The organism is Enterobacter cloacae complex sp. 2015409 (assembly GCF_041365315.1).
Taxonomy (GTDB): Bacteria; Pseudomonadota; Gammaproteobacteria; order Enterobacterales; family Enterobacteriaceae; genus Enterobacter; species Enterobacter pseudoroggenkampii.
Window position 1 is genome coordinate 182,837 of record NZ_JBFTVM010000004.1, and the last position, 26,857, is coordinate 209,693.

Consider the following 26,857-nt stretch of genomic DNA (forward strand, 5'->3'; position numbering starts at 1 on the left):
ATGTGAAAGTCGAACATAATTCATCAACATGAATTGAATTCGCACTATAAGTACATTACATTATGTGTCGCTAAGGAATTGCTCACTATAAGAATATACGTACCAAAGAGGTACAGCCTTATTATAAAAAAGATCTTGCTGCTACGGCCACCAAGTAAAAGCATAAGCGAAAACTTACTGAACTCGCACTGCGACCCAAAGAAGATAAACGTAATCGTAGGAAAGATCCTTCAAAAATTCGGTTAAACAGATAAGGAATCTCACTGATTCCATTTCTGATGATGATTTATAGAGCTTCACAGAAGCAATGGTAAAAACATCCTTCACAAGCCCCCTCGAAAGTTTCTCCAAGAAATCCACTTCATACCATATAGATAATGAAATAAATATTTGTTTATAAACAGTCTATTGCACTGCTTTACTGTAAGAAAAGCCAATCTACATTTCGTCAATCCCAATTTAGTCAAGAAACTTTTGATCGTTATTACAGATCGATAAATTAGTTATGATAGACAATATCTATCAACATGTATTCATCGATCGGTACAAGTGATTTTACTTTAACCAGCCATCCATCGAGAATTCCTGTTAAGACCCTGACAAGTTGCAATACAGGAACCTATTGAAAAATGGAGTTAATATGAAAAAAGAAACAATAAAGTGCCCGTTCTGCTTTAAAGAAAGCGAATTCGGTGTTCGCATCTGCACAGGATGTCACTCAAAAATAAATTATGGTGAAGTTTCACCTTGGCTATCGTTGTTCATAGGATTTATTTTATTAGGCATTGCTTACATCATTCTTTATATAAGTCAAAGTTTTTTAGTAGCTATCGTTATTTTGTTGGTATTAATGATTTCTACAAGATTGTATATTCGTAAAACATTTGCACACAGAGCAGTTTTCACACACCAACATTAAGAGCAAAAGGGATTTAAAATGAAAACATATGCTATTTTTACAATCATTCTGTCTACTTTTCTTCTTACCGCTTGTAATAGCGAACCCAGTCAAAACGATATCTATAATGTTTTCAAAAGTGTTGTAGATAGATCAAATGCAAGTATGAAAGCTTTTGATTCAAGGGTCTCAGAAAAGGATCTTTTAAGAATCGATTATGTGAAGAAAGTTAGCTGTTCAGAAGAAGCCAACAATGTTTATACTTGCATAGTAGATGCTTCTATTAGCAACATGAAACAAACTAAACATGTTAAGCTGGTGAAATCAGACGGTATCTGGAAAGAGGTCCAATAATAAACGATATCATGGAGTATAAGTTAGCCCCAGCCAAGGGGCTTCTTTCTATTATCGGATACTTTTACAGGATCTAACTAATGATTCTGCTAAGATATGTAAAACATCATACAACCAATAAAAATTATTTTTTCAACAAATTAAAAATAGCCGATATCTTCTATCAGCTATTTTATAAATCATTTATTTAATATATTACTCAATATGAGATTTTCTTGCGCGGAAGTAGAAAGCTGAATCAAATTACTTAAAAAATTAACAAACAAATCATTGAATACTTGCCTTTCATTTAAATCTGTCCATCCTAAAAGCAAAGCTTCTTCAATTGAGAGCCAAATTATATTTATATGCTCTTCTTCCAGGTAAATTTTAAATCGCTCCTCAGGTGTTCTAAGAGCATGTGACAATATTTTATTTTGGTTATCTGATTCTATATCTTTATCAAGATGCCAGAATGGTTGTGGCAGTGTAAAATCAATCAGCGAATTAAAAGTCAGCCCACGAACTTGTGCTGCTTGCATCGTGCTTACGACTTTATGCCCATCCCTCCAAATCTTTAAATCACGTAACAAATAATTTACTCGTTGATTTCGAGCTTTACTGTTGCCTGTTGGATATTGAATGTAAGGAGGTCCATCTCCATTTTGGCGATAGCGAGCAAGAGTCTTAACACTTACTCCAAGATATAGGGCAGTAAGTTCAACATTTAATGCTGTATCATCCGGCAGTTCCCCAAATAATTTCCAAGCTTCTGTGAAGTCCCTTAGGGTGTCAACTGTTGGCATACTTCCTCCACTCATTCATTAAAATCTAAGTTATTCTTCAATTATAAGCAGTTCTTCCAAAGACTCATTTAATTTCTTGATATTAAGAAAATGTCCAGAAACAAAGTTAGAAGCAAGCCAAAATACCAAATTCAAAAACTTCGCATTCGATGTAAATTCACATAAGATGAAAGCTAAGAATCTTGCTAAGTTTTCTTCGCATGTCAGGCCATTTTTCATTTTAATTATAGCATAACAACAAATATAGAATATCCTGTCGATTCTCGCCCCATAAGGGTTTATGAACGAAAAATCTGTATCTTTAAGTTTTCCGTTAAATATTTGGTTATTAGTATAGGTTTTCTGCAAATACCTAAAAAATAACTGGCTCATAAGAGCATATAAATCAATCTTATCATTGAATCGACCAGAATATAGCTTGATTAACTCTCCTAAAAAGTAACCTGTTTCATCATTTTTAGAATATGCCAAATTATATATATCTTCTATTGATAACGGATAAGGATACATTCCAGCACTATGTAATAATATTCCCCTTTCGCGTTCACCATAAGAAGTATATTTAACAGCTTCATTGATATATTTATGAAAGTCGATAACCTTCATATTTAAAACTTTGTGAAAGAATATATTTGCCATCAAATCGGCAGTGAAATATGGTATTCCGTTTGTAATACTGGCATAAATATTTTTTAAATAGTCATCCCCAACAATTTTACGAAACATATTAAGTTCATTAGGGATATTACCGATCTTAGGATAATGTACTCTTATTTGCTTTTGAATAGCATGAAGATTTTTAATAAACTCACCGTGATAAGCTTTAATACTTTCGGATGTATTTATATTAATGTTTCCATCTTCATTTAATCCGATAGTCTTGTATTCATCTCCCTCTATTGCTTCTAACCACAATTTGATTGCCTTGGCATCTTCTTCTATTAGCAAAAATTTAATATCTTTCTCGATGAAAAAATTAACAAAAGAGTTGATACAAATATAGCAGATTGTAAAAATATCTGTTGATATATCACCTTCGATATCATCGCCTCCTGCTTCAAAATCTTTTATCTTTATATTTTTATCAGTAAGGCTGATCATTGATGCTTTAACTTGTTCGTTCTTAGAAATTAGATCTAATCTAAAGTTTACTGGAATATTCTCATTTATATTTAAATCTTGCTTTGGTTCCTTTTTAGGTAAAAAATCTTTTATAACATTTATCATCTCTTCCGGATCTGAAGGTAAACTAATAGACTGAAAAAGATCAGTTCCATCGTTTGACTCATTTCTAATTTCGTGAGCTAACCGTAATACAGCAACATAGGGAGGCATTCTTTCTTTTAAAATTAGTCTTTTCATCCCCACTTTATTTACTTCATCTAACTTGCTATTTAGCAATACTTTTGCAACAGGAGAATCACTACTAATAAAATAATTACTATTAATAGAAGAGCCAGCTACAATGATTTTTGTTAGGTCTTTGCCATTATCATTATAATGAACACCACAAACTACACCTTCAACATCATCAGAAGGAATAAACTCTTGGTTACTTTTCTTTGACATCATTATTTGCATACAAATATGCGATACAAACATATAGTTTTTTTCTGGAGAATCCAAAAAAAATTTAATAGCTAAATCATGACCAAATCTTGTATATCCCAGCGATATGATTTTATCATTTAATCTTAATAGACTCTTAGTTGGCTCTTTGAATTTTTTATAATCAATATCATTTACAACTTTTTCTATCGCTGAAAAATCTCCAATTTTTTCAAAAGCATGGAGCTTTAATCTTATAAAATCAAGATCCTGACTCGTATTATATTCTTCAATTAACGATAATGCCTTTCCCATTTCATTGTGGGATAAGAAGGTAGACAATGCCATTGTATGAATTGACATAGGTTTATCTTTGTTATCAACAATATCATAAAGAGAACAAAAAGCTTGATACAAACCTGTTTCGTACAACCCATTAAGATATTGGTAAACAATCGGAGAACACCAGTAGCTATGTTTATTGTCGAAGTATTTTCCCATTAATTCACATAACTGATTGTTCCTTTCAACCTCTCTTAAATCTTCTGAAATATTATATATAAATACTGAGTTTATTGATTTAAAATCGTCATTGTCACAATCAACAATTTCCTCGATAATATCATCTACTATCTTACTGTCTCTTCTGTTTATATCGCTCTGCTCAATATATAAATTTAATTTTAACTTTGAGAAAAGCTCGCTCAGCCTTCCTTGGTCGGTTTGTATTGAACCCCCGGTATCGATCCACTCAATCAAACTGGTATCGTCTATCAACTCTCTTGCAAGGATAAAATCTGATAAGGAGATAACATTATTAGAAAGAATACCTTTAATGATTTCTTCCTTATAACTTTTATCACTATTGCATTTTCGAATAATATTAACAGGATGACTTTCTTGCTCATGTTCATTAAAGTGTAAAACACGAAAGTTATTGGCTAATTCATGGTTTATTTTATCGACCGATTCTATGTTTGTTATAAGAATATTCCTTAGTATTTCATCTCCTTCCTTCGTAAACAAGTAACAGGGTACAATTATATTAAAAAGCCTAAGATCATTCCCTTCACTCTCGGTATATAATTTGAGTGTTTCTTCTATTAGGCTCGAAATACGATCTTTTTCTTTTTGTGATAACAGCCAATAATCGTCACCAACTATGTCTTGATTAATTAACATACCTCTTGCGAACAAATGTATAACTCTGGAATTATAACTTGGGAAATAGTCTACTAAAAATGTTGCTATATCTAATGCAGTCTCAAAGCTATTGACTCTGAACAAACCTGATATAAGACCAATCAATTCCTCTTCGGTTAAACCATGCTTCCCTGTTGCGGCCATCTCCTGCAAAATTTCTTCACTTAAAGTTAATTCAAGCAACAAAGCTCTACTAAAAGGCCCCTTAACATCTGTTGCATTATACCTCTCCATCATTCTATCTTTACCAAACTTTTTAAATTCAACTCTTAATAATAGAGATAGTGATAGATCTTTTATCATTTCATTATTAGATGATAAAACTATATCATTAAGAACGGAAAATTCTACATGAGAATTCGCATCTTCTACTAAATCAGCCTTTATTCTCAGTAGTACAAAAAGATCATTAATTTCTTTTGTTTGATTTTTAATAGATAAAATTAAATCAATTTTTGTTTTTGCATCCACTATTTTTCTATTGGATATATCACTTAATATTTTTTTAACAGGCTCTCTAAGGTCTTCTGGCACTGTTGAATTAATGAAAGTGTTATAATTCTCAATAAATAAATTTTTATCACGAGCAACATTATCTCCTTTTCCATAATGTGCTTGATTCAAACTTTCCATCACTCATTCTTCCCATTAATGATTTTATCTCTTCCAACATTATCACCTGCCCCATAATGTGTTTGTTTTATTGAGACTATTGATGCGTTAGGAATATTTTCAAGTACATTCATCACTTCCGGGCTGGCTTTTAAATGTTTTTCAATAGCTTTTTCACTCATATCATCATTAACATTTAATTTTTCTATTTTTTCTGCTAAAAGTTCAGCATTTTCATCACTTGTAATAAATTCAGTTAGTTTCTTTTTAATATTATCTTTTGTGAAAGATATTCCAGCCAGCAATAAATCATAGATAGCCCGTGAAACTATTGCTGTGGTAATAGGTCCCATAATTTAGTCCTCGCGTGGTTTGTTTACTCGTTAAGGGGTGGGTATTTAGCTGATGCAAGAATATCATTATACAACTTAGGGCTACTTTTCAAGATATGCAACTCAATCTTTTGTAACGCATCAAAGACTCGATCTTCGTCAGGAACGGCATATCTCTCAGTCGGATCAGTTGTGTTTCGGTGATTGAGTAGCCTCTTTACAACGGCATATGTAACAAGTTCCTCAGCAACACGGCCAAAAGTCCTGCGAAGATCGTGCATACCAAGTTTGACAATACCTGCTTCTGCACAAAGATACTCTCTCAAACTTTTACTGTCTGAGTAATGACCCACTTTGTTTCGTGAAGAGCGGGCTGGGAAAACCCATTTCAACCTTTCTGGACGAGTCTCTGCTTCCTGAACAATGTCCCTTCTGTCTTCAAGAATAATTTTGACAGCATCACAAATCGGAAGCTCGTGATCATTTCTGTTTTTAGTGTCGTAAAAACGGATGGTTCGGTTGCTCAGGTCAACAAAGCTTGTCGTTTTTGCTTCTTCATTGGTGAGAGCTTCCCTCCAACATAAAGATGCTGTTTCTTCCTTTCTGGCACCTAACAGGACAGTCAGTAGCAGATAATCGCACCCAAGCCGGTTGAAGCTCCTCTTGTTGTACAATGCTGTTAAAAATCGTCCAAGAGTATCTTTTGGCGAAAGCGGATTTCTGACACCTTTCGCTTTGTAGCTGTCTTCAAGCTCAGAACGAGTCCTGAACTTCTTCTGCACTTTCAGAATTGAAAATGGATTGTATGACAGCGATGGTTGCCGTTGTTGTGTCTGGGCATTACTCGATTCGATATCGATTGCATGTCTGACAGCTACATTTGCCCACCGGAATGTTTGTTCCGCTGCTGTCCTGGCTCTACTTGCAATTTCATCAAACTTACGAAGGATCTCATTACCAGAAAGATCTTTAACTCTCAGGCCAGACCACTCGGAAAGCCTCTTCTCTGCTTTGTTCAGCACATTAAGTGTGTTCTGTTTAGCTGGTTTAGACCTGCCAAGAAGGTGTTGACGATATTGAGCAAACACTTCACTCATAGTGAGTTCAGAAACATCTGCTTCTCGTTTAATTTTGTTGGGGTTTCTCTTTGTTGTGAGCATTGTCTGAACCAACTGCCGGGCTGCTTCACGAGCTTGATCAATACTCGGAAAATCAGAAACATTGCCAACTTTAACTTTCAGCACAGAACTTGGTTTCTTACCCTCAGTCACAGTACGATGACCGGAAGACACTCTTCGCTGGATTACATAGGTTTTTTTCGTCAAACTCACCTTAACACCGAATCCCACAGGAGACTCCCTATGGTCATCAAAGACTATGTAAGGTTTTTGGTCAGGGTTAGCTTCGAAAACGACTTTTCCTGCATCGTTAAGAGTAGGCTTCACACCAATGCTTAACTTGTTGAGAATAAAAGACTGGCTGAGAGTTGTTTTCAAAGTATCACCACTGTTTGTAGCCCAAGAATGATTAGAAAGTAACCTATCACGCTCCAGGCTACAAGTGAGCTACAAACTAATTGGTTTATGTGCGTTTAAACGATATTTATCCAGGGCCACATGAGCACTTGAAAGAATTAAAAAATGAGTAAAATCAACATGAATGATGCCATTGATAAGGACTTCTCTAGCCATACGCCGATGATGCAGCAGTATCTGAAGCTGAAGGCACAGCATCCGGAAATCCTGCTGTTTTACCGTATGGGTGATTTTTACGAGCTGTTTTATGACGATGCTAAGCGTGCATCGCAGCTGCTCGACATCTCGTTGACCAAACGTGGCGCATCGGCAGGTGAACCCATCCCGATGGCAGGTATCCCGCACCACGCGGTAGAAAACTACCTGGCGAAACTGGTGAATCAGGGTGAGTCCGTCGCCATCTGCGAACAGATCGGCGATCCGGCGACCTCAAAAGGCCCGGTGGAACGCAAAGTCGTGCGCATCGTCACGCCTGGCACCATCAGTGATGAAGCCCTGTTACAGGAGCGCCAGGATAACCTGCTGGCAGCGCTGTGGCAGGACGGTAAAGGGTATGGCTACGCGACGCTGGATATCAGCTCCGGACGTTTTCGTCTGAGTGAACCGGCTGACCGTGAAACGATGGCAGCCGAACTGCAGCGTACCAACCCGGCAGAATTGCTCTATGCCGAAGATTTCGCCGAAATGGCGCTGATTGAAGGCCGTCGTGGGTTGCGTCGTCGTCCGCTGTGGGAATTCGAAATTGATACCGCCCGCCAGCAGCTGAATCTGCAGTTTGGCACCCGCGACCTGATTGGCTTTGGCGTTGAAAATGCCCCGCGCGGGCTGTGTGCGGCAGGGTGTCTCCTGCAGTACGTGAAAGATACCCAGCGCACCTCCCTGCCGCATATCCGCTCTATCACCATGGAGCGCCAGCAGGACAGCATCATCATGGATGCCGCCACGCGCCGTAATCTGGAGATCACGCAGAACCTGGCGGGTGGCGTAGAAAACACGCTCGCGTCGGTCCTCGACAGTACGGTAACGCCAATGGGCAGCCGCATGCTGAAACGCTGGCTGCATATGCCGATTCGCGATACCGCTACGCTGGTTTGCCGTCAGCAGACGATTGCCGCCCTGCAGGATCGCTATACCGAGCTGCAGCCTGTCCTGCGCCAGGTGGGCGATCTGGAGCGTATCCTGGCTCGTCTGGCGCTGCGCACGGCACGACCGCGCGACCTCGCGCGGATGCGTCATGCTTTCCAGCAGTTACCGGAACTCCGTGCACAGCTGAGCGACGTTGACAGCGCGCCGGTACAGAAACTCCGCGAAACCATGGGCGAATTTACCGAGCTACGCGAACTGCTGGAGCGCGCCATTATCGATGCGCCTCCGGTTCTGGTGCGTGATGGCGGCGTGATTGCCCCTGGCTACAACGAGGAACTGGACGAATGGCGCGCGCTGGCCGACGGTGCGACGGACTACCTCGACAAGCTGGAAATCCGCGAACGCGAACGTCTCGGGCTCGACACCCTGAAAGTGGGTTATAACGCGGTACACGGCTACTATATTCAGATCAGCCGCGGGCAGAGCCATTTGGCGCCGATTCACTACGTGCGTCGCCAGACGTTGAAAAACGCCGAACGCTACATCATTCCTGAACTGAAAGAGTACGAAGATAAAGTCCTTACCTCGAAGGGTAAAGCGCTGGCGCTGGAAAAACAGCTTTATGACGAGCTGTTCGACATGCTGATGCCGCACCTGGCCGACCTGCAGCTGAGCGCCAGCGCGCTGGCGGAACTGGACGTGCTGGTGAACCTGGCAGAACGCGCGGAAACGCTGAACTACACCTGCCCGACCTTTACCGACAAGCCTGGCATTCGTATCACTGAAGGTCGTCACCCTGTGGTAGAGCAGGTGCTGAATGAACCGTTCATCGCCAACCCGCTGAGCCTGTCACCGCAGAGAAGAATGCTGATCATTACCGGTCCGAACATGGGCGGTAAGAGTACCTATATGCGTCAGACGGCGCTGATTGCCCTGCTTGCCTATATCGGCAGCTACGTCCCGGCGCAAAACGTGGAGATTGGCCCCATCGACCGCATTTTTACCCGCGTCGGGGCAGCGGACGATCTGGCGAGCGGTCGCTCTACCTTCATGGTCGAGATGACCGAAACGGCAAACATTCTGCATAACGCGACGGAGCACAGCCTGGTGCTGATGGACGAAGTCGGACGCGGAACGTCAACCTATGACGGTTTGTCACTGGCATGGGCCTGTGCGGAAAGCCTCGCGAATAAAATCAAGGCCATGACGCTGTTCGCTACCCACTACTTCGAGCTGACGCAGCTGCCGGAGAAAATGGAAGGGGTTGCGAACGTTCATCTGGATGCGCTGGAGCACGGCGATACCATTGCCTTCATGCACACGGTGCAGGATGGCGCGGCGAGCAAGAGCTATGGCCTGGCCGTCGCGGCGCTGGCAGGTGTACCGAAAGAGGTGATCAAGCGCGCGCGTCAGAAACTGCGTGAACTGGAAAGCCTCTCACCGAATGCGGCGGCGACGCAGATTGATGGTACGCAGATGTCGCTGCTGGTACCGGCGGAAGAGACATCGCCTGCCGTGGAAGCGCTGGAAAACCTCGATCCGGATTCACTGACGCCACGTCAGGCGCTGGAGTGGATTTATCGTTTGAAGAGTCTGGTTTAGTTCTCTGCGGTCTGTTTTGTCGGGTGGCGGCTTCGCCTTACCCGACCTACAAACCCGTAGGCCCGGTAAGCGCAGCGCCACCGGGCAAAAGACCGCACAATATTATCGCCCGGTAAGCGCAGCGCCATCGGGCTTTTTTTACAACAGCGGCGGGATTGTCGGCACCTGCGGCGCCTCATCGATATCCTTCTGCGTCATGCGGAACGCTTCCGGGTAATGTTCGCGGCTGGTACGACGCAACGGTTCAGTGTCGCGCCAGGTATACAAACAATGCTGGCACTGATAAACGGTCCAGACCCCTTTCACCGGCGACGTCGCCATCACTTCAATATGCTCATCGGCACAACGTGGACAAATCATCTTTTCCTCCTTATTGGCGTGCTGCCAGCATCGCGGTCAGTTTTTCGGCCCAGGCTTTGGTTTCAGGCAGATCCTGTACCGGCTGGCTATAGTGGCCACGGGTGTCCGGTGCGACAGGCGTAGTGGCATCGATAATCAGTTTGTCGGTAATGCCCGCCGGGCTGGATCCCGGGTCGAGTTCAAGGACCGACATGTTCGGCAGTTGCACCAAATCCCCTGCAGGATTCACTTTCGATGACAGCGCCCACATCACCTGCGGGAGGTTGAACGGGTCGACATCCTCATCCACCACGATCACCATCTTCACGTAGCCCAGACCGTGCGGCGTGGTCATGGCACGTAAACCGACCGCGCGGGCAAAACCGCCGTAACGTTTTTTGGTGGAGATAATCGCCAGCAGACCGTGGGTGTACATCGCGTTAACCGCCTGCACTTCCGGGAATTCTGCTTTCAGCTGCTGGTAGAGCGGCACGCAGGTAGCCGGTCCCATCAGATAATCGATCTCGGTCCACGGCATGCCAAGGTAAAGGGATTCGAAAATCGGTTTGGTGCGGTAAGAGACTTTGTCGATACGGACAACCGTCATGTTACGGCCACCGGAGTAGTGCCCGGTAAACTCGCCGAAAGGCCCTTCGATTTCACGCTTGCGGCCCTCAATCACCCCTTCCAGGATCACTTCAGAACCCCACGGCACATCGAAGCCGGTCAGCGGCGCGGTGGCAATCGGGTACGGGCTTTCACGCAGCGCGCCGGCCATTTCATACTCGGACTGATCGTATTTCAGCGGCGTGGCGCCCATCAGGGTGATGATCGGGTCGTTGCCGAGGGTAATCGCAATCGGCAGGTCTTCGCCGCGCTCTTCCGCTTTGTGCAGATGCAGGGCGATATCGTGCATCGGTACCGGCTGCAGGCCGAGCTTGCGCTTGCCCTTCACTTCCATGCGGTAGATCCCGACGTTTTGCTTGCCGAAGTGATCCGGGTCAAGCGGATCGCGCGAGACGACACACGCTTTATCGAGATAAAAGCCCCCGTCACCGTCGTTCAGACGGAACAGCGGCAGAATATCGAACAGGTTGATGTCTTCACCGTCCACCGTATTCTGCGCCCAGGCCGGGTTAGCGCGGCGCTCCGGTGTGACGGGGAATTTATCCCAGCGGCGGATAAACTCGTCGATCTGTTTTTTTACCGGAGTGTTCGCCGGCAGCCCCATCGAAATGGCGTGGTTCTGCCAGGAGCCGATGGTGTTCATCACCACGCGGGCATCGGTAAAGCCACGAATGTTGTCGAACCACAGCGCGGGCGCGCCGTCGCCAATGCGGCCGGTCGCGTTGGCTGCCGCCGCCAGATCGGGCTCGGCGTTTACCTCTTCCTCAATTTTCAGCAGTTGCCCTTGCTCATCGAGCGCCTGGAGGAAGCTTCTCAAATCATCAAATGCCATCTTTATTCTCCTGTGAAAAATGTTTCGCCTCCCGCAGCCCGTTCCAGCGTCGCGCCTTTTTATGCTCCAGACCGAACTGGTCGAGCACGCGGGTCACAATATGCTGGGTAATGTCATCTGCGGTCTGAGGGTGGTTGTAATACGCAGGCATAGGCGGCACCATCGCCACGCCCATGCGGGAGAGCGCAAGCATGTTCTCAAGATGAATGGTGCTGAGCGGCGTTTCACGGGGAACCAGCACCAGCTTGCGCCCCTCTTTCAACACCACATCCGCCGCACGTCCCACCAGCCCTTCGGCATAGCCAGCGCGGATTCCCGAGAGCGTTTTCATGCTGCAGGGAATGACGATCATGCCGTCGGTGCGAAACGAGCCGGAAGAGATAGTGGCGGCCTGGTCAGCCGGGCTGTGGACAACGTCAGCCAGCGCAGCGACGTCCTGCGCGGTGTAAGGCGTTTCCAGCTCAATGGTGGTTTTTGCCCACTTAGACATCACCAGATGGGTTTCCACCTCCGGCATCTCCCGCAGCGCCTGCAGCAGCGCCACGCCCAGCGGCGCGCCCGTTGCTCCCGTCATTCCTACTATCAATCTCATTCATCACCTCAATAATTTGTTCGTACACGAACATTATAAATAAGCTACTCCAGGATTGTTTTTCTGACAAGATCGTTCGCATACGATCACACGAATGGCTAAAAAATGCCGCGTTAAAATTGAGAGCAATAGCGGCTATCATAGGGGGAGATTTTTTCCGTCGGAGTGTTCATGGAACTAAGACAAGAGGCGTTCCACCTGTTACGTCAGCTTTTTCAACAGCATACCGCGCAGTGGCAACATGCCTTGCCGGAACTGACCAAGCCACAGTATGCGGTGATGCGCTCCATTGCCGAGCATCCGGGCATTGAACAGGTGGCATTGACTGAAGTCGCGGTCAGCACGAAAGCGACCCTGGCGGAGATGCTCAGCCGCATGGAGGCGCGTGGTCTGGTCAAACGCGAGCACGACCCTGCGGATAAGCGCCGCCGGTTTGTCTTCCTGACGCCAGAAGGGGAAGCCCTGCTTGCAGACTGTAAGCCGGTAGGCAATGAGGTTGATGAGGCCTTTTTAGGCCGTCTAAACAAGGCCGAGCGGGAGCAGTTCTCGGCGCTCATTAAAAAAATGATGCACGATTAATTCACGCTGGTGCGCATAAAATCGATAAAGGTGCGCACTTTCGCTGACACATGCCGGGCATCAGGATACACCGCATAGATACCCTGCCGCGCAAAGGTATATTCCGGTAATACCGGGGCCAGTTTTCCCGCTTCAAGCGCACCGCGTACCAGCCATTCCGGCAGTAACGCCACCCCACCGCCTGCGAGCGCAAAAGCCATAAGGGCCTGAGCGCTGTCGGCAAACAGGCGCGGCGCTTGTTTTATCTCCAGCATGTCAGGCGCACCGCTGGCATCTCTCACCTGCCAGCGCAGCGGCGAGGCCAGGCGCTCGTGAATAATCCAGTCCGCGTGAGCCAGCTGCGCAAGCGTTTCTATCGGATGGTTAACGAGCCACCCGGGCGTCGCCACAGGGAGAATAGAAAAGTGCGAAATCAGCGCGGCGTGGTTGCGCGAATCGGCAAGCGTTCCCAGCCGGATGGCCACGTCAAAGCGCTCCGAGATAAGGTCGGCGTGCAGGGACGACGAAGCATGTCGTACGCGAAGATCCGGGTGCTGCTGGCTAAACCTGGCCAGCAGCGGCACCACCACCCGGGAGCCATACTCGGGCGTAGTGGTGATCCGCAGTTCGCCAGTAAGCCCCGCATGATTCGCACGGACATCATCCTGCAGCCGTTCGGCATCCTTCAGAAGCGCCACGCTGCGTTGATGAAAAAGCGCGCCCGCCTCGGTTAACGTCAGTCGACGGGTGGAGCGCAGCAGCAGCGTAACGCCCAGCTCATCTTCAAGCTGGCGAATATTGAAGCTGACGACCGCTTTTGTCAGCCCCATCGCCTCGGCGGCCGCCGTAAAACTGCCGGTGTCGGCCACCGCGACAAACATCTGCGTCCGCTGCAGGTTAATCATCATCACGCCCTTTACTGTCAAAATATTTTTGACAGTATATCGCGCTTTGTCAGGTTTATCCGTGATTACCGAGCCGATACGATACGCCACCTCACCGGAGGATCCACCATGACGTATCGCAGCAAAGTCGCCGTTGTTTATCTGCTGGGCTTTTTTCTTGATTTGATCAACATGTTCATTGCCAGCGTCGCGTTCCCGGCAATGGCTCACGCCTTTAACGCCACGCCTTCGGCCCTTACCTGGGTTAGTAACGGGTACATTGCCGGCCTGACGCTGGTGATCCCGTTTAGCAGCGTGCTCACGCGCCGCATCGGGCCCAAGCGCGTCATCCTGCTCTCGCTTTTTCTGTTTAGCGCAGCCTCCGCAGCGGCGGGCCTGTCTGCAACGCTTGAAAGTCTGATCGCCTGGCGAGTGCTTCAGGGCGTGGGAGGAGGCTTACTGATCCCCGTCGGACAGGCGCTGACCTGGCAACAATATAACCCTCACGAGCGTGCCAGACTCTCCTCGGCGGTGATGCTGGTCGCGCTGCTTGCCCCGGCCTGCTCCCCGGCTGTCGGCGGCGTGCTGGTGCAGACGCTGGGCTGGCGATGGATCTTTTTCGCTACGCTACCGGTCGCTATCGTGACCTTTGCTCTGGCCTGCCTGTGGCTTAAACACGAAAAACCCACGATGAAAGCGGCCAGACTGTTAAACCTGTCGTTGCTCGCGGACCCACTTTTACGTTTTTCCATGCTTGTCTATTTATGCGTTCCTGGCGTATTTATTGGGGTGAACGTCACGGGCATGTTTTATCTTCAGCACGTGGCGAACATGAGCCCAGCCGCAACGGGGATGCTCATGCTGCCGTGGTCCGTGGCATCGTTTATCGCCATCACGGCAACGGGACGTTATTTTAACCGTATCGGTCCCCGGCCGCTGATCGTCATCGGCTGCCTGTTGCAGGCCACGGGTATCCTGCTATTGATTAACATCAGTTCGGCTACGCTGCTGCCTGCCGTTGCGTTTACCCTGATGGGCGCGGGAGGAAGCCTGTGCAGCAGTACGGCTCAGAGCAGCGCGTTTCTGACAACGCGCCGGGAAGAGATGCCCGATGCCAGCGCGCTGTGGAATCTCAATCGTCAGCTGAGCTTTTTTGCCGGTGCCCTGCTGCTTGCCCAAGTGCTGAACCTGGCTCAGGCGTGGATGCCACCGCTCGCCGCCTGGCACGGGATGTTTATTTTTGCAGCAGGCATGACCTTGCTGCCTGTACTGTATGTTTTTCGTCTTAACAATTCGCAGGTGCTCACCCAGCTGCGACAGGAGAATTCATGACGCCTTTCGAACACGACATTATCGACCTCCACATTGCGCTTGAAGACTGGTTAGGCAAAGGTGAAGGTGATTCCGACGCCCTGCACGCCCGTTTTCGTCCCGATTTTCTGATGATCCCGCCGGGCGGCGTTCATATCGACTATGACGGCCTTGTCAGCTTTCTGGAAAAACAGCGCGGAAGCCGTCCCGGACTGAAGATCGTCATTGATGAATTAACAACGCGCCAGGCATGGCCTCACGGCGCGGTACTCCATTACCGGGAGACGCAAACCCGGCCGGACCAGCCCGTTAACGTGCGCTGGTCAACCGCGGTGCTCAATCAGGAAGGCGATCGGATAGTGTGGCGTCTGCTGCACGAGACGGCGACGCAACCGTAACACAAAAGAAAAAGGCCCGTCTCACGACGGGCCTTTTTTGACGAAAGGTTGCTTATTCGCGGAACAGCGCTTCGATATTCAGACCTTGCCCCTGCAGGATTTCACGCAGGCGGCGTAGACCTTCAACCTGAATCTGACGAACACGTTCACGGGTCAGGCCAATTTCGCGGCCGACGTCTTCCAGTGTCGCAGCTTCATACCCCAGTAAACCGAAACGACGTGCCAGCACTTCACGCTGTTTGGCGTTCAGTTCGAACAGCCATTTGACGATGCTCTGCTTCATGTCATCGTCCTGCGTGGTGTCTTCCGGGCCGTTGTCTTTTTCATCGGCCAGGATGTCCAGCAGCGCTTTTTCGGAGTCGCCACCCAGCGGGGTGTCAACGGAGGTAATGCGCTCGTTGAGACGCAGCATACGGCTTACGTCATCAACCGGTTTATCGAGTTGTTCGGCAATTTCTTCTGCGCTTGGCTCGTGGTCCAGCTTATGGGACAACTCGCGCGCGGTGCGCAGATAAACGTTCAACTCTTTGACGATGTGAATCGGCAGGCGGATCGTACGGGTCTGGTTCATAATAGCCCGTTCGATGGTCTGACGAATCCACCAGGTCGCGTAGGTTGAGAAACGGAACCCGCGTTCCGGGTCAAACTTCTCAACTGCGCGGATGAGACCCAGGTTGCCCTCTTCAATCAGATCCAGCAGAGCCAGACCACGATTGCCGTAACGGCGGGCAATTTTCACGACCAGTCGCAGATTACTTTCAATCATGCGACGACGCGAGGCCACATCACCACGCAAAGCACGACGTGCGAAATAGACTTCTTCTTCGGCCGTTAGCAGTGGGGAGTAACCAATCTCCCCAAGGTAAAGCTGAGTCGCGTCCAGTACACGCTGTGTGGCACCCTGCGATAACAGCTCTTCTTCAGCCAAATCGTTATCACTGGGTTCCTCTTCTACTAAGGCTTTTTCGTCAAAAGCCTCTACTCCGTTCTCATCAAATTCCGCGTCTTCATTTAAATCATGAACTTTCAGCGTATTCTGACTCATAAGGTGGCTCCTACCCGTGATCCCTGAACGAGACACCCTGGCTGGCATGCCCCGTCAAATTATCGCTGCGGCAAGTACTGCAGCGGGTTTACGGATTTCCCCTTGTAACGAATTTCAAAATGCAAGCGTGTAGAACTGGTTCCGGTGCTACCCATGGTAGCGATTTTTTGCCCCGCCTTAACTTCTTGTTGTTCCCGGACCAGCATTGTGTCGTTATGGGCGTAGGCACTCAGGTAATCATCGTTATGTTTGATGATAATAAGATTACCGTAACCGCGCAGAGCGTTACCGGCATACACAACGCGTCCGTCTGCGGTCGCGATGATAGCCTGTCCTTTACTCCCTGCGATATCGATCCCTTTATTTCCCCCTTCGGAGGAAGAGAAGTTTTCGATAACCTTGCCGTCAGTTGGCCAGCGCCATGCAGAAATCGGCGAACTGGAGGTCATACTGCTGGCAGTCGGTTCAGTAGAGCTAACCACAGGTGCCGTAACCGGTGCTGTGACAGCAGTCGCAGTCCCTTTATTATTCGGCAACATTTTGTTAGCAGTCTGATCACCTGAATCCTCAGAATACGTAATTACAGGTTGTGAAGCAACCACCGTGGTGGATTTTTGTGCAGGCTTAACGCTGTTATTCTGCGCCGTCACATCGGCCGCGGAAACGGTGTTGCCAGGGGTCAGCGGCGTGCCCGTCGCGTTACCCACCTGGAGCGTTTGCCCGACTTCCAGACCGTATGGGGCCTGGACGTTATTGCGCTGCGCGAGGTCACGGAAATCGTTCCCGGTGATCCACGCAATGTAGAACAGCGTATCGCCGCGTTTCACGGTATAGGTGCTGCCACCGGTGTAGCTGCCTTTCGGAATGTTCCCATACTGGCGGTTATAGACTATGCGGCCATTTTGGGTCTGAACAGGTTGTTCAACTGGCTGAACCTGCATTGGCTGTGTAACAGGATGTTGCACAGGCTGAATTTGTGGTGTTTTCTGCGGCGCAGCCGTCCCCATTTTAGGTGGCGGCGTGATTAACATTCCGCTGGACGTGTTACCGGAGCCGCTGTTTCCGCCGACGGAACTGACGGGCGCAGGCGCGTTGTTAGAACTTGTACAACCTGCCAGCCAGAGCGAAACCAGTGATAATGCCGCAACACGGCTGATGGTGAATTTAGGGCTTCCCGCGCTCATTTATCCCCCAGGAATGTTTTAACTACCAGTGACTTAAAATTTACCGTGATGGCACGAATCTTTCGCGCCACACCATACGCTGAATTTGCCTTAATAACCCTGGATAATTCCGAGTCTCAGGCCAACTCCCCCTTCACCAGAGGCACAAAGCGCACGGCTTCCACGGTGTCGATAATAAACTCGCCGCCGCGCCGGCGAACGCGCTTCAACAGCTGCTGCTCGTCCCCGACAGGCAGAACCAGAATGCCCCCCTCATCCAGCTGCGACAACAGGGCAGCAGGAATTTCAGGCGGGGCCGCCGTCACGATGATGGCGTCAAACGGGGCGCGAGCCTTCCAACCCTGCCATCCATCACCGTGTCGTGTCGAAACATTATGTAAATCAAGTTGTTTCAGGCGACGACGCGCCTGCCACTGTAAACCTTTAATCCGCTCAACGGAGCATACATGGTGCACCAGATGCGCCAGGATCGCAGTCTGATACCCCGACCCGGTGCCAATCTCCAGCACGCGGGAGTCGGGCGTCAGCTCCAGCAGCTCCGTCATCCGCGCTACCATATAAGGCTGCGAAATCGTCTGGCCCTGCCCGATGGGCAGCGCCACGTTTTCCCACGCTTTGTGTTCAAACGCCTCGTCTACAAATTTCTCACGCGGAACCTGAGCAAGTGCTTCAAGCACGTGCTCGTCGCGGATCCCCTGCGCGCGGAGTTGTTCCAGAAGAGTTTGTACACGTTTGTTTACCATTGCGCGTTCACTCCTGCGCGATCCAGCCAGCCCGACACCACATCATGCGCGCTATACGCGGTTAAATCTACGTGCAGCGGGGTAACCGAAACATAGCCTTCTTCTACGGCGGCAAAGTCGGTATCAGGACCCGCATCGCACTTATCGCCAGGAGGGCCAATCCAGTAAAGCGTGTTGCCGCGCGGATCCTGCTGCGGGATCACCTGATCGGCAGGATGTCGGCTTCCGCAACGGGTGACGCGAATGCCTTTAATTTCATCGAGAGGAAGATCCGGCACGTTGATGTTGAGGATGCGCCCGGTACGCAACGGCTCGCGGCCGAGTGCCCGCAGGATCGAACAGGTCACCGCAGCGGCGGTGTCGTAGTGCGTGTAGCCGTTCAACGAGACCGCCAGCGCCGGGAACCCCAGATGGCGCCCTTCCATTGCGGCCGCCACGGTACCGGAGTAAATCACGTCATCGCCGAGGTTAGGCCCGGCGTTAATGCCGGAGACGACGATATCCGGACGCGGACGCATCAGCGCGTTCACGCCCAGAAAAACGCAGTCGGTTGGCGTGCCCATCTGCACGGCAATATCGCCATTTTCAAAGGTAAAGGTGCGAAGCGACGACTCCAGCGTCAGCGAGTTAGACGCTCCACTGCGGTTACGATCGGGTGCCACGACCTGCACATCCGCAAATTCACGGAGGTGTTTCGCCAGGGTCTGAATGCCCGGCGCGTGGATCCCGTCATCGTTACTCAGCAATATTCGCATAATCACCCGAGGTGTTGATAAGTTCCCTGACAACACTGGTGGCAAAGCTACCTGCCGGCAGCCAGAAGCGTAACTCGACGGTTACGTCATCCCACCAGTTCCAGCTTAACTGCTGCGGATAGAGCAGCATTGCGCGGCGTGCCGCGTCGACTTTTTCCCGCACCAGCAAGGATTGCAGTTCTGGCGCATCCGCTACGGCTGCTTGCTCGGCGGCCAGCGCGTCGCCCTGTGTTCCCCAGTCGCCCGTACCGGGCAGCGCGGCGGTAATCATCAGCGCTTTTGCGTCCACGCGCGACTGCACATCGGCCATTTCTTCGGCCGTTGCCACAAACCAGCTTCCGCGTCCCGCTAATTGTAGCGCATCGCCAACAACAACTTGATTCGCGTCCGGTTTTTTCAGCCTTTCGCTCACAATCTGATTAAACAACGCACTCCGGGCCGCCGACAACCAAAAACTGCGTTTATTCCTGTCCCGCACCGGTGCATCGCTTTGCGCCCAGCGCAGCGCACCCTGCAGGTTGCTGCCGCCAATACCAAAGCGCTGCGCGCCAAAGTAGTTCGGCACGCCGCGTTCACTGATAGCGTTCAGATGTTTTTCAACGTCTTCACGGTGGGTCACTTCCCGCAGCACCAGCGTAAAGTCGTTACCCTTCAACGCCCCCAGACGCAGTTTGCGCTTGTGGCGGGCGAATTCCAGTACCTTACAACCCTCAAGCTCAAATTTGCTTAAATCAGGCATCGTATTACCGGGAACGCGCGCGCAGAGCCACTGTTCAGTGACGGCGTGTTTATCTTTCTGCCCGGCAAAGCTCACTTCGCGGGCATGAATTTTAAGGAATTTTGCCAGCGCGTCGGCCACAAAGCGGGTATTGCAGCCATTTTTCAGAATACGCACCAGGATATGTTCGCCTTCGCCATCCGGCTCAAAGCCCAGATCCTCTACCACGAGGAAGTCTTCAGGGCTGGCTTTCAGCACCCCGTTCCCCTGCGGTTTACCGTGCAGGTATGTCAGGTTGTCGAAGTCTGTCATTTGCTCGCCTTCACCAGCAGCGCAACGGCTTCACAGGCAATCCCTTCGCCGCGCCCGGTAAAGCCCAGCTTCTCGGTCGTCGTCGCTTTGACGTTCACGTCGTCCATGTGGCAGCCCAGATCTTCGGCAATAAACACGCGCATCTGCGGAATGTGCGGCAGCATTTTCGGGGCCTGGGCAATAATCGTCACGTCGACGTTGCCGAGGGTGTAGCCTTTCGCCTGAATGCGGCGCCACGCTTCGCGCAGCAGTTCGCGGCTGTCCGCGCCTTTAAATGCCGGGTCGGTGTCCGGGAACAGCTTGCCGATATCACCCAGCGCGGCAGCGCCGAGCAGCGCGTCGGTCAGCGCATGCAGTGCCACGTCGCCATCAGAATGTGCCAGCAGTCCTTTTTCATAAGGAATTCGCACGCCGCCAATGATAATTGGGCCTTCTCCGCCAAAGGCGTGTACATCAAAACCGTGTCCAATTCGCATTATGCCTTCTCCTGATGGGTCGAACGGGTAAGATAGAATTCCGCAAGCTGTAAATCTTCCGGACGCGTCACTTTAATATTATCAGCGCGTCCTTCAACAAGCTCAGGGTGGAAACCGCAATATTCCAGCGCAGAGGCTTCGTCCGTGATGGTCGCACCTTCTTTAAGCGCACGCGTTAAGCAGTCGTGGAGTAATTCGCGGGGGAAAAATTGTGGCGTCAGCGCGTGCCATAAATCGACGCGATCGACGGTGTGGGCGATAGCCTGTTTGCCCGGCTCGGCGCGCTTCATGGTGTCGCGCACGGGGGCGGCCAGAATGCCACCCACTTTGCTGGTTTCGCTCAATGCCAGCAGGCGAGCGAGATCGTCCTGATGCAGACACGGACGCGCCGCGTCATGCACCAGCACCCACGGCGCGTTTCCGGCGGCCTGAATGCCAGCCAGCACGGAATCGGCGCGCTCGGCGCCACCGTCAACGACGGTAATCTGTGGATGATTTGCCAGCGGCAGCTGTGCAAAGCGCGCATCGCCAGGGCTGATAGCGATGATCACCCGCGTCACCCGCGGGTGCGCCAGCAGCGCCGCCACGGCGTGCTCGAGGATCGTTTTATCGCCAATAGAGAGGTACTGCTTGGGACATTCTGTCTGCATGCGCCGGCCAAAACCTGCGGCCGGCACCACGGCGCATACGTCCGAAAAAGTTACTGCCATGTCGTAATCCTGGGCCTGATTATCGATTGTTTTGTGCTGAGCCCTGATTGCGTTTAGACGCATCCGGAACCAGACGATAAAAGGTTTCGCCCGGCTTAGTCATACTGAGTTCATTGCGTGCGCGTTCCTCAATCGCCTCTTGCCCGCCATTGAGGTCATCAATTTCAGCAAAGAGTTGATCGTTTCGCGCCTTAAGTTTGGCGTTTGTTGCCTGCTGAGCCGCGACGTCATCGCTTACCCGGCTATAGTCGTGCAGTCCGTTCTTACCGAACCACAGCGAATATTGCAGCCAGATTAGCAAAGCCAGCAACAGCAGCGTTAGTTTACCCATCCTGCCCCCTGAAAAACGGCATCATCATCCCAAGACTTCCCCAGAGCACTACGCCGGGGTAACAGAGATGCCGCAACATCGCGGGCAAATGTACCACATTTTTTCCGCAGAATCGTCCTGCACAATATCGTTACACAGTTGGTTACGGTTTGAATTATGGCTGAAGTTAGCCCATGAGCCACAAAAATAACAGACCAAACATCAGAACCACCGTCACAATCGTGACCACGGTGCTGTACAGGAGCTTACCGTTGAGCAACGAGTGCAGCGCAATGCCGACGACAACCGCCACGGGCATCAGCGCCAGAAAGAAAGGCCAGGTGTAGAGAAAGAAGAACAGCGTGTTACCGCCGTAGATGAGAAACGGGATACCCAGCGCCAGCAACCATGAGACGAAGCCGATGATGGCCCCAGGAAATGACCAGGTCGTTTCGTCGTCGGTCGCGAGCGGCTCCGACCCGGTGGTGGTGATGTAATGTTCACTGTTGCGCATAGCTAATCCTGTGACCGTGACTCATCGTTCGGGAAGACAGCTCCCGAACGATACCGTCTCAGGATCTGATAATATCGTCCCGTCTGAGCAGGTCTAATAATTGGCTTACTAAATTTGTTACCAATTGTTGACCCTCCAGGTGAATTTCAGGCGATTCAGGCGCTTCGTATACCGCGTCAATTCCGGTGAAGTTTCGCAGTACTCCGGCACGCGCTTTTTTGTACAGCCCTTTCGGGTCGCGCGCTTCGCAAATCTCCAGCGGCGTATCAACAAACACCTCGATAAAGCGATCCTGGCCCACGCGTTCACGCACCATCTGGCGCTCGGCGCGGTGCGGAGAGATAAACGCGGTCAGTACCACCAGCCCGGCGTCCGCCATCAGGCTGGCCACTTCGCCTACCCGGCGGATGTTCTCTTTACGGTCGTCGTCGCTAAACCCTAAATCGCTGCACAGGCCGTGACGCACGTTGTCACCATCCAGCAGGTACGTGCTTACGCCCTGCTGATACAGCGCCTCTTCCAGCGCGCCCGCCACCGTCGATTTACCCGAGCCGGACAGCCCGGTAAACCACAGCACAACCCCACGGTGACCGTGGAGCTGTTCGCGCTGGGCGACGGTGACCGGATGAGGATGCCAGACGACGTTCTCATCATGGGCAGCCATTACTTGCCTCCCAGCAGATCGCGTGCGCCCCAGTGCGGGAAGTGTTTACGCACCAGCGCGTTCAGTTCCAGCTCGAAGGCACTGAATTCAGACGCCACGACAGACTGTTTAATCGGTTCGCGGACCATACCGGCCCCGACGGTAACGTTGGTCAGCCTGTCGATAAAGATAAGCCCCCCCGTCACCGGGTTCTGCTGATACGGATCCAGCACCAGCGGTTCGTCGAAGGTCAGATCGACCAGACCAATGCCGTTCAGCGGCAGTTCGGTAACCTCGCGCTGGGTGAGATTGTTGATGTCCACCTGGAACTGAATACCGTCCACGCGGGCGCGGGTTTTCTTGCCGGCAATTTTGATGTCGTAGCTCTGGCCCGGCGTCAGCGGTTGCTCCGCCATCCACACCACATCCACGGAAGCCCCCTGTACGGCCGCCAGCGTTTCCTGGGCATCCACCAGCAGATCGCCCCGGCTGATATCAATCTCGTCTTTCAGCACCAGCGTTACGGCTTCACCGGCGCCCGCGTCCTGCAGGTCACCGTCGAAGGTGACGATGCGGGCGATGGTAGATTCCACGCCGGATGGCAGCACCTTAACGCGCTGGCCGACCTTCACGGAGCCTGACGCGAGGGTGCCTGAGAAACCGCGGAAATCGAGGTTTGGACGGTTCACGTACTGTACCGGGAAGCGCATCGGCTGGGTGTCGACCACGCGCTGGATTTCAACCGTTTCCAGCACTTCCAGCAGCGTCGGGCCGCTGTACCACGGCATGTTCGCGCTCTGGGACGCGACGTTATCCCCTTCCAGCGCCGAGAGCGGCACAAAGCGGATATCCAGGTTGCCCGGCAGCTGCTCGGCAAAGGTCAGGTAGCTCTGGCGGATCTCCTCGAACTTCTCTTCGCTGAAGTTCACCAGATCCATCTTGTTGACCGCCACCACCAGATGTTTGATCCCCAGCAGCGTGGAGATAAAGCTGTGACGACGGGTCTGATCCAGCACGCCTTTACGCGCGTCCATCAGCAGGATCGCCAGGTCGCAGGTCGACGCGCCGGTCGCCATATTGCGGGTGTACTGTTCGTGCCCCGGGGTGTCGGCGATAATAAATTTGCGTTTCTCGGTAGAGAAATAGCGGTAGGCCACGTCGATGGTGATGCCCTGCTCGCGCTCCGCCTGCAGGCCGTCCACCAGCAGGGCCAGATCGAGTTTTTCCCCCTGGGTACCGTGACGTTTACTGTCGTTATGCAGGGAAGAGAGCTGATCTTCGTAAATCTGGCGCGTATCGTGCAGCAGGCGGCCAATCAGGGTACTTTTACCGTCATCCACGCTGCCGCAGGTCAGAAAACGCAGCAGGCTTTTATGTTGCTGCGCGTGCAGATAGGCTTCCACGCCGCCTTCGTTGGCAATTTGTTGAGCAATAGTGGTGTTCATGGCGGCTCCTTAGAAATAACCCTGACGTTTCTTCAGCTCCATGGAGCCTGCCTGGTCGCGGTCAATCACGCGCCCCTGTCGCTCACTGGTGGTGGACACCAGCATCTCTTCAATGATCTCCGGCAGCGTCTGCGCGCTGGATTCCACCGCGCCGGTCAGCGGCCAGCAGCCGAGGGTGCGGAAACGGACCATCTGTTTCTTGATCACTTCACCCGGCTGCAGGTCGATGCGATCGTCGTCGATCATCATCAGCATGCCGTCGCGCTCCAGTACCGGGCGCTCGGCGGCCAGATACAGCGGAACGATCTCGATGTTTTCCAGATAGATGTACTGCCAGATATCCAGCTCGGTCCAGTTAGAGAGCGGGAAGACGCGAATGCTTTCGCCTTTGTTGATCTGACCATTGTAGTTGTGCCACAGCTCCGGGCGCTGGTTTTTGGGGTCCCAGCGGTGGAAGCGGTCGCGGAAGGAGTAGATACGCTCTTTGGCGCGGGATTTCTCTTCGTCACGGCGCGCACCGCCAAAAGCAGCGTCAAAACCGTATTTATTCAGCGCCTGCTTCAGCCCTTCGGTTTTCATGATATCGGTATGCTTGGCGCTGCCGTGCACGAATGGGTTAATGCCCATCGCCACCCCTTCCGGGTTTTTATGCACCAGCAGCTCGCAGCCGTAGGCTTTGGCGGTACGGTCGCGAAACTCATACATCTCGCGGAATTTCCAGCCGGTATCCACGTGCAGCAGCGGGAACGGCAGCGTGCCCGGATAAAACGCTTTACGCGCCAGATGCAGCATGACGCTGGAATCTTTACCGATGGAGTACATCATCACCGGGTTAGAAAACTCGGCGGCCACTTCGCGGATGATATGGATACTCTCCGCTTCGAGCTGCCGCAGGTGTGTAAGACGTTTTTGGTCCATAACCGTTCCTTAAGCCAAATTTACGACAGAAGAACCGAAGCCTTCTGTATCGGTTGTGTGTTGGAACCAGGCGAGCGTGCTGTGCAGCTGCACCACTTCTCCCACCACGATCAGGGCGGGCATCGGGGCGTCTTTCGCCAGGGTTGCAAGTTGTTCCAGGGTGCCCGTCGCAACGTGCTGATCGACGCGCGTGCCGCGAGAAATGACGGCAACGGGCGTCGTCGCCTCGCGACCGTGCTGAATAAGCTGTTCGCTGATATCCGCCGCCTTCATCGTACCCATGTAGATCGCCAGCGTCTGGCGGCTCTGGGCGAGATGGGACCAGTCGAACGGTGTGCTGTCGGCCTTGTAGTGGCCGGTCACAAAGGTCACGCTCTGGGCGTAATCGCGGTGGGTCAGCGGGATACCGGCGTAGGCAGTTACCGCAGAGGCCGCCGTAATGCCGGGCACCACCTGGAACGGTACGCCCGCTTCGGCTGCCGCCTGCAGCTCCTCGCCGCCGCGACCGAAGATAAACGGGTCTCCCCCTTTCAGGCGCACCACGGTTTTACCCGCTTTGGCGGCGTCAATCAGCATCTGGTTGGTGTCGTGCTGCGGCACAGAGTGCTCGCCAGCCCGTTTGCCGACGCAGATTTGCTCCGCGTCGCGACGGATCAGCTCGCGCACGCCGTCGGTAACCAGATGGTCGTAAAACACCACGTCCGCGTCCTGCAGCACCTGCAGTCCGCGCAGCGTCAGAAGCCCGGCATCGCCCGGTCCTGCGCCTACCAGAATGATCTCCCCGCCGGTGCTGCCGGGGTTATCCAGTTCGTCTTCAAGAATTTTCTGCGCCGCCGTCTCATTGCCGGCATGCATCAGGCTGGCAAAGCGGCCGCGAAACACGCGTTCCCAGAAGCGACGGCGTTCCGTCACGCTGGTCAGGCGGGTTTTCAGATGGTTGCGCCAGTAGCTGGCTTTTTCCGCCATGCGCCCGAGGCTGGTCGGCAGCAGCGCTTCGATTTTTTCCCGCAGCACGCGCGCCAGCACCGGTGCGGTACCGCCGGAGGAGATCGCCACCAGCAGCGGCGAACGGTCAACGATCGACGGGAAGATAAACGAGCATAAAGGCTGGTCGTCCACCACGTTCACCAGGCGGTAGCGGGCCTGAGCGGCCTCGGAAATCCGCCGGTTCAGGTCGCGATCTTCGGTCGCCGCAATCACCAGCACGACGCTGTCGATTTGTGATTCGTCGAAATCCGCTTCTGCTACTACCCGCACCTGCGCCCCTGCGCGCTGCAGAAACGCAATTTTGCGATCGGCAATTTCACCCGTGCCAACAACCAGCACCGGCTTCTCTTTTATCGCGGCAAATAAGGGCAGATAGTCCACAAGCAACAACTCACTAACAACGAGGAATAGAGGGACTATAGGGGGCGGCTTAGACCGAATGAAATTACGAATTGGAATGAGTAGTTACTCAATGGAATAACGCCGTGAAAAAGCTAATACCAAAAAGTGCTTAACACGCGAAATTTCGGGCATTTAAGAGCAATTCAAATTGTGTATGGACGATCACAGTTTCATACTAAGCGGGTTATTATTTTGCTCA

General features: G+C 51.2%; 27 protein-coding genes. 6 read left to right on the forward strand and 21 right to left on the reverse strand.

Annotated elements, in window-relative coordinates:
* Nucleotides 1-640: 640 nt before the first annotated feature.
* Both ACDO57_RS18825 and ACDO57_RS18830 read left to right on the forward strand, forming a co-directional pair.
* The gene (locus tag ACDO57_RS18825) at nucleotides 641-919 is read left to right on the forward strand and encodes a hypothetical protein (RefSeq protein WP_370884423.1); all 279 of its coding nucleotides are present in this window, start codon (nucleotides 641-643) and stop codon (nucleotides 917-919) included.
* 18 nt (nucleotides 920-937) lie between these two features.
* Nucleotides 938-1,252 (forward strand): cell wall-binding protein, encoded by a 315-nt coding sequence (locus tag ACDO57_RS18830; RefSeq protein ID WP_370884424.1) that lies wholly within the window; start codon nucleotides 938-940, stop codon nucleotides 1,250-1,252.
* A 179-nt stretch (nucleotides 1,253-1,431) separates the two neighbouring features.
* Here ACDO57_RS18830 and ACDO57_RS18835 read toward each other — a convergent pair whose 3' ends face one another.
* Genes ACDO57_RS18835 through ACDO57_RS18850 form a run of 4 tightly spaced genes read right to left on the reverse strand, consistent with a single transcriptional unit; the run spans nucleotide 1,432 to nucleotide 7,228 of the window.
* On the reverse strand, nucleotides 1,432-2,037 hold the full coding sequence (locus ACDO57_RS18835; protein WP_370884425.1) for a hypothetical protein: 606 nt from the start codon (nucleotides 2,035-2,037) through the stop codon (nucleotides 1,432-1,434).
* A gap of 30 nt (nucleotides 2,038-2,067) precedes the next feature.
* Complete coding sequence (locus tag ACDO57_RS18840) at nucleotides 2,068-5,421, reverse strand: hypothetical protein (protein WP_370884426.1); 3,354 nt, start codon at nucleotides 5,419-5,421, stop codon at nucleotides 2,068-2,070.
* Nucleotides 5,421-5,753 (reverse strand): hypothetical protein, encoded by a 333-nt coding sequence (locus ACDO57_RS18845; protein ID WP_058587025.1) that lies wholly within the window; start codon nucleotides 5,751-5,753, stop codon nucleotides 5,421-5,423. The genes ACDO57_RS18840 and ACDO57_RS18845 overlap by 1 nt, the downstream gene beginning before the upstream one ends.
* 23 nt (nucleotides 5,754-5,776) lie before the next feature.
* Nucleotides 5,777-7,228, reverse strand: coding sequence for a tyrosine-type recombinase/integrase (locus ACDO57_RS18850; protein ID WP_370884427.1), 1,452 nt, complete (start codon nucleotides 7,226-7,228; stop codon nucleotides 5,777-5,779).
* A gap of 159 nt (nucleotides 7,229-7,387) precedes the next feature.
* Between ACDO57_RS18850 and mutS the strand changes: the two genes are divergently transcribed.
* Nucleotides 7,388-9,955 carry a DNA mismatch repair protein MutS gene (mutS, locus tag ACDO57_RS18855; protein ID WP_370884458.1) on the forward strand — a complete coding sequence of 856 codons (2,568 nt, stop codon included), beginning with the start codon at nucleotides 7,388-7,390 and terminating at the stop codon, nucleotides 9,953-9,955.
* Nucleotides 9,956-10,093: 138 nt separating this feature from the next.
* Here mutS and ACDO57_RS18860 read toward each other — a convergent pair whose 3' ends face one another.
* The 3 genes from ACDO57_RS18860 to ACDO57_RS18870 are packed head-to-tail and all read right to left on the reverse strand — an operon-like array spanning nucleotide 10,094 to nucleotide 12,345.
* Nucleotides 10,094-10,315, reverse strand: a complete 222-nt coding sequence (locus ACDO57_RS18860; RefSeq protein WP_003862116.1) for a non-oxidative hydroxyarylic acid decarboxylases subunit D — start codon at nucleotides 10,313-10,315, stop codon at nucleotides 10,094-10,096.
* A gap of 10 nt (nucleotides 10,316-10,325) precedes the next feature.
* Nucleotides 10,326-11,753 (reverse strand): non-oxidative hydroxyarylic acid decarboxylases subunit C, encoded by a 1,428-nt coding sequence (locus ACDO57_RS18865; RefSeq protein ID WP_024909247.1) that lies wholly within the window; start codon nucleotides 11,751-11,753, stop codon nucleotides 10,326-10,328.
* On the reverse strand, nucleotides 11,743-12,345 hold the full coding sequence (locus ACDO57_RS18870; protein ID WP_370884428.1) for a non-oxidative hydroxyarylic acid decarboxylases subunit B: 603 nt from the start codon (nucleotides 12,343-12,345) through the stop codon (nucleotides 11,743-11,745). The genes ACDO57_RS18865 and ACDO57_RS18870 overlap by 11 nt, the downstream gene beginning before the upstream one ends.
* A gap of 171 nt (nucleotides 12,346-12,516) precedes the next feature.
* Here ACDO57_RS18870 and ACDO57_RS18875 point away from each other — a divergent pair, with 171 nt between their 5' ends.
* A complete protein-coding gene (locus ACDO57_RS18875; protein WP_023294441.1) occupies nucleotides 12,517-12,924 on the forward strand; it encodes a MarR family winged helix-turn-helix transcriptional regulator in 408 nt (135 codons plus the stop codon).
* On the opposite strand, the gene ACDO57_RS18880 is transcribed toward ACDO57_RS18875, so the two are convergent.
* Nucleotides 12,921-13,808 (reverse strand): LysR family transcriptional regulator, encoded by an 888-nt coding sequence (locus ACDO57_RS18880; protein ID WP_370884459.1) that lies wholly within the window; start codon nucleotides 13,806-13,808, stop codon nucleotides 12,921-12,923. The two genes, ACDO57_RS18875 and ACDO57_RS18880, sit on opposite strands and share 4 nt — an antisense overlap.
* 108 nt (nucleotides 13,809-13,916) lie before the next feature.
* On the opposite strand from ACDO57_RS18880, the gene ACDO57_RS18885 reads away from it, so the two are divergent.
* Nucleotides 13,917-15,119 (forward strand): MFS transporter, encoded by a 1,203-nt coding sequence (locus tag ACDO57_RS18885; RefSeq protein ID WP_370884429.1) that lies wholly within the window; start codon nucleotides 13,917-13,919, stop codon nucleotides 15,117-15,119.
* A complete protein-coding gene (locus tag ACDO57_RS18890; protein ID WP_024909252.1) occupies nucleotides 15,116-15,496 on the forward strand; it encodes a DUF4440 domain-containing protein in 381 nt (126 codons plus the stop codon). The genes ACDO57_RS18885 and ACDO57_RS18890 overlap by 4 nt, the downstream gene beginning before the upstream one ends.
* A gap of 52 nt (nucleotides 15,497-15,548) precedes the next feature.
* Here the strand turns inward: ACDO57_RS18890 and rpoS are convergent, their stop codons facing one another.
* The 13 genes from rpoS to cysG form a co-directional block, all read right to left on the reverse strand.
* Complete coding sequence (gene rpoS, locus ACDO57_RS18895) at nucleotides 15,549-16,541, reverse strand: RNA polymerase sigma factor RpoS (RefSeq protein ID WP_008499600.1); 993 nt, start codon at nucleotides 16,539-16,541, stop codon at nucleotides 15,549-15,551.
* 59 nt (nucleotides 16,542-16,600) lie between these two features.
* The gene (gene nlpD, locus ACDO57_RS18900) at nucleotides 16,601-17,725 is read right to left on the reverse strand and encodes a murein hydrolase activator NlpD (RefSeq protein WP_061714543.1); all 1,125 of its coding nucleotides are present in this window, start codon (nucleotides 17,723-17,725) and stop codon (nucleotides 16,601-16,603) included.
* Nucleotides 17,726-17,841: 116 nt separating this feature from the next.
* Nucleotides 17,842-18,468 (reverse strand): protein-L-isoaspartate(D-aspartate) O-methyltransferase, encoded by a 627-nt coding sequence (locus ACDO57_RS18905; RefSeq protein ID WP_023333224.1) that lies wholly within the window; start codon nucleotides 18,466-18,468, stop codon nucleotides 17,842-17,844.
* Entirely contained in the window at nucleotides 18,462-19,223 is a 762-nt protein-coding gene (gene surE, locus ACDO57_RS18910) for a 5'/3'-nucleotidase SurE (RefSeq protein WP_021241911.1), read from the reverse strand. The genes ACDO57_RS18905 and surE overlap by 7 nt, the downstream gene beginning before the upstream one ends.
* Nucleotides 19,204-20,253, reverse strand: a complete 1,050-nt coding sequence (gene truD, locus ACDO57_RS18915) for a tRNA pseudouridine(13) synthase TruD (RefSeq protein ID WP_290093857.1) — start codon at nucleotides 20,251-20,253, stop codon at nucleotides 19,204-19,206. The genes surE and truD overlap by 20 nt, the downstream gene beginning before the upstream one ends.
* Entirely contained in the window at nucleotides 20,250-20,729 is a 480-nt protein-coding gene (ispF, locus tag ACDO57_RS18920) for a 2-C-methyl-D-erythritol 2,4-cyclodiphosphate synthase (protein ID WP_008499607.1), read from the reverse strand. The genes truD and ispF overlap by 4 nt, the downstream gene beginning before the upstream one ends.
* A complete protein-coding gene (gene ispD, locus ACDO57_RS18925) occupies nucleotides 20,729-21,439 on the reverse strand; it encodes a 2-C-methyl-D-erythritol 4-phosphate cytidylyltransferase (protein ID WP_023308993.1) in 711 nt (236 codons plus the stop codon). The genes ispF and ispD overlap by 1 nt, the downstream gene beginning before the upstream one ends.
* Before the next feature lie 19 nt (nucleotides 21,440-21,458).
* On the reverse strand, nucleotides 21,459-21,770 hold the full coding sequence (ftsB, locus tag ACDO57_RS18930; RefSeq protein ID WP_008499609.1) for a cell division protein FtsB: 312 nt from the start codon (nucleotides 21,768-21,770) through the stop codon (nucleotides 21,459-21,461).
* A gap of 166 nt (nucleotides 21,771-21,936) precedes the next feature.
* Nucleotides 21,937-22,263 (reverse strand): DUF3561 family protein, encoded by a 327-nt coding sequence (locus ACDO57_RS18935; protein WP_008499610.1) that lies wholly within the window; start codon nucleotides 22,261-22,263, stop codon nucleotides 21,937-21,939.
* A 58-nt stretch (nucleotides 22,264-22,321) separates the two neighbouring features.
* Nucleotides 22,322-22,927: an adenylyl-sulfate kinase gene (cysC, locus tag ACDO57_RS18940; RefSeq protein ID WP_148769505.1), complete on the reverse strand. Its 606-nt coding sequence runs from the start codon at nucleotides 22,925-22,927 to the stop codon at nucleotides 22,322-22,324.
* A complete protein-coding gene (gene cysN / locus ACDO57_RS18945) occupies nucleotides 22,927-24,351 on the reverse strand; it encodes a sulfate adenylyltransferase subunit CysN (RefSeq protein WP_061714541.1) in 1,425 nt (474 codons plus the stop codon). Before cysN ends, cysC begins: the two co-directional genes overlap by 1 nt.
* Before the next feature lie 9 nt (nucleotides 24,352-24,360).
* Nucleotides 24,361-25,269, reverse strand: a complete 909-nt coding sequence (gene cysD / locus ACDO57_RS18950; protein WP_006811770.1) for a sulfate adenylyltransferase subunit CysD — start codon at nucleotides 25,267-25,269, stop codon at nucleotides 24,361-24,363.
* Between the two features lie 9 nt (nucleotides 25,270-25,278).
* The gene (gene cysG, locus ACDO57_RS18955) at nucleotides 25,279-26,637 is read right to left on the reverse strand and encodes a siroheme synthase CysG (RefSeq protein WP_024909258.1); all 1,359 of its coding nucleotides are present in this window, start codon (nucleotides 26,635-26,637) and stop codon (nucleotides 25,279-25,281) included.
* Nucleotides 26,638-26,857 lie beyond the last annotated feature (220 nt).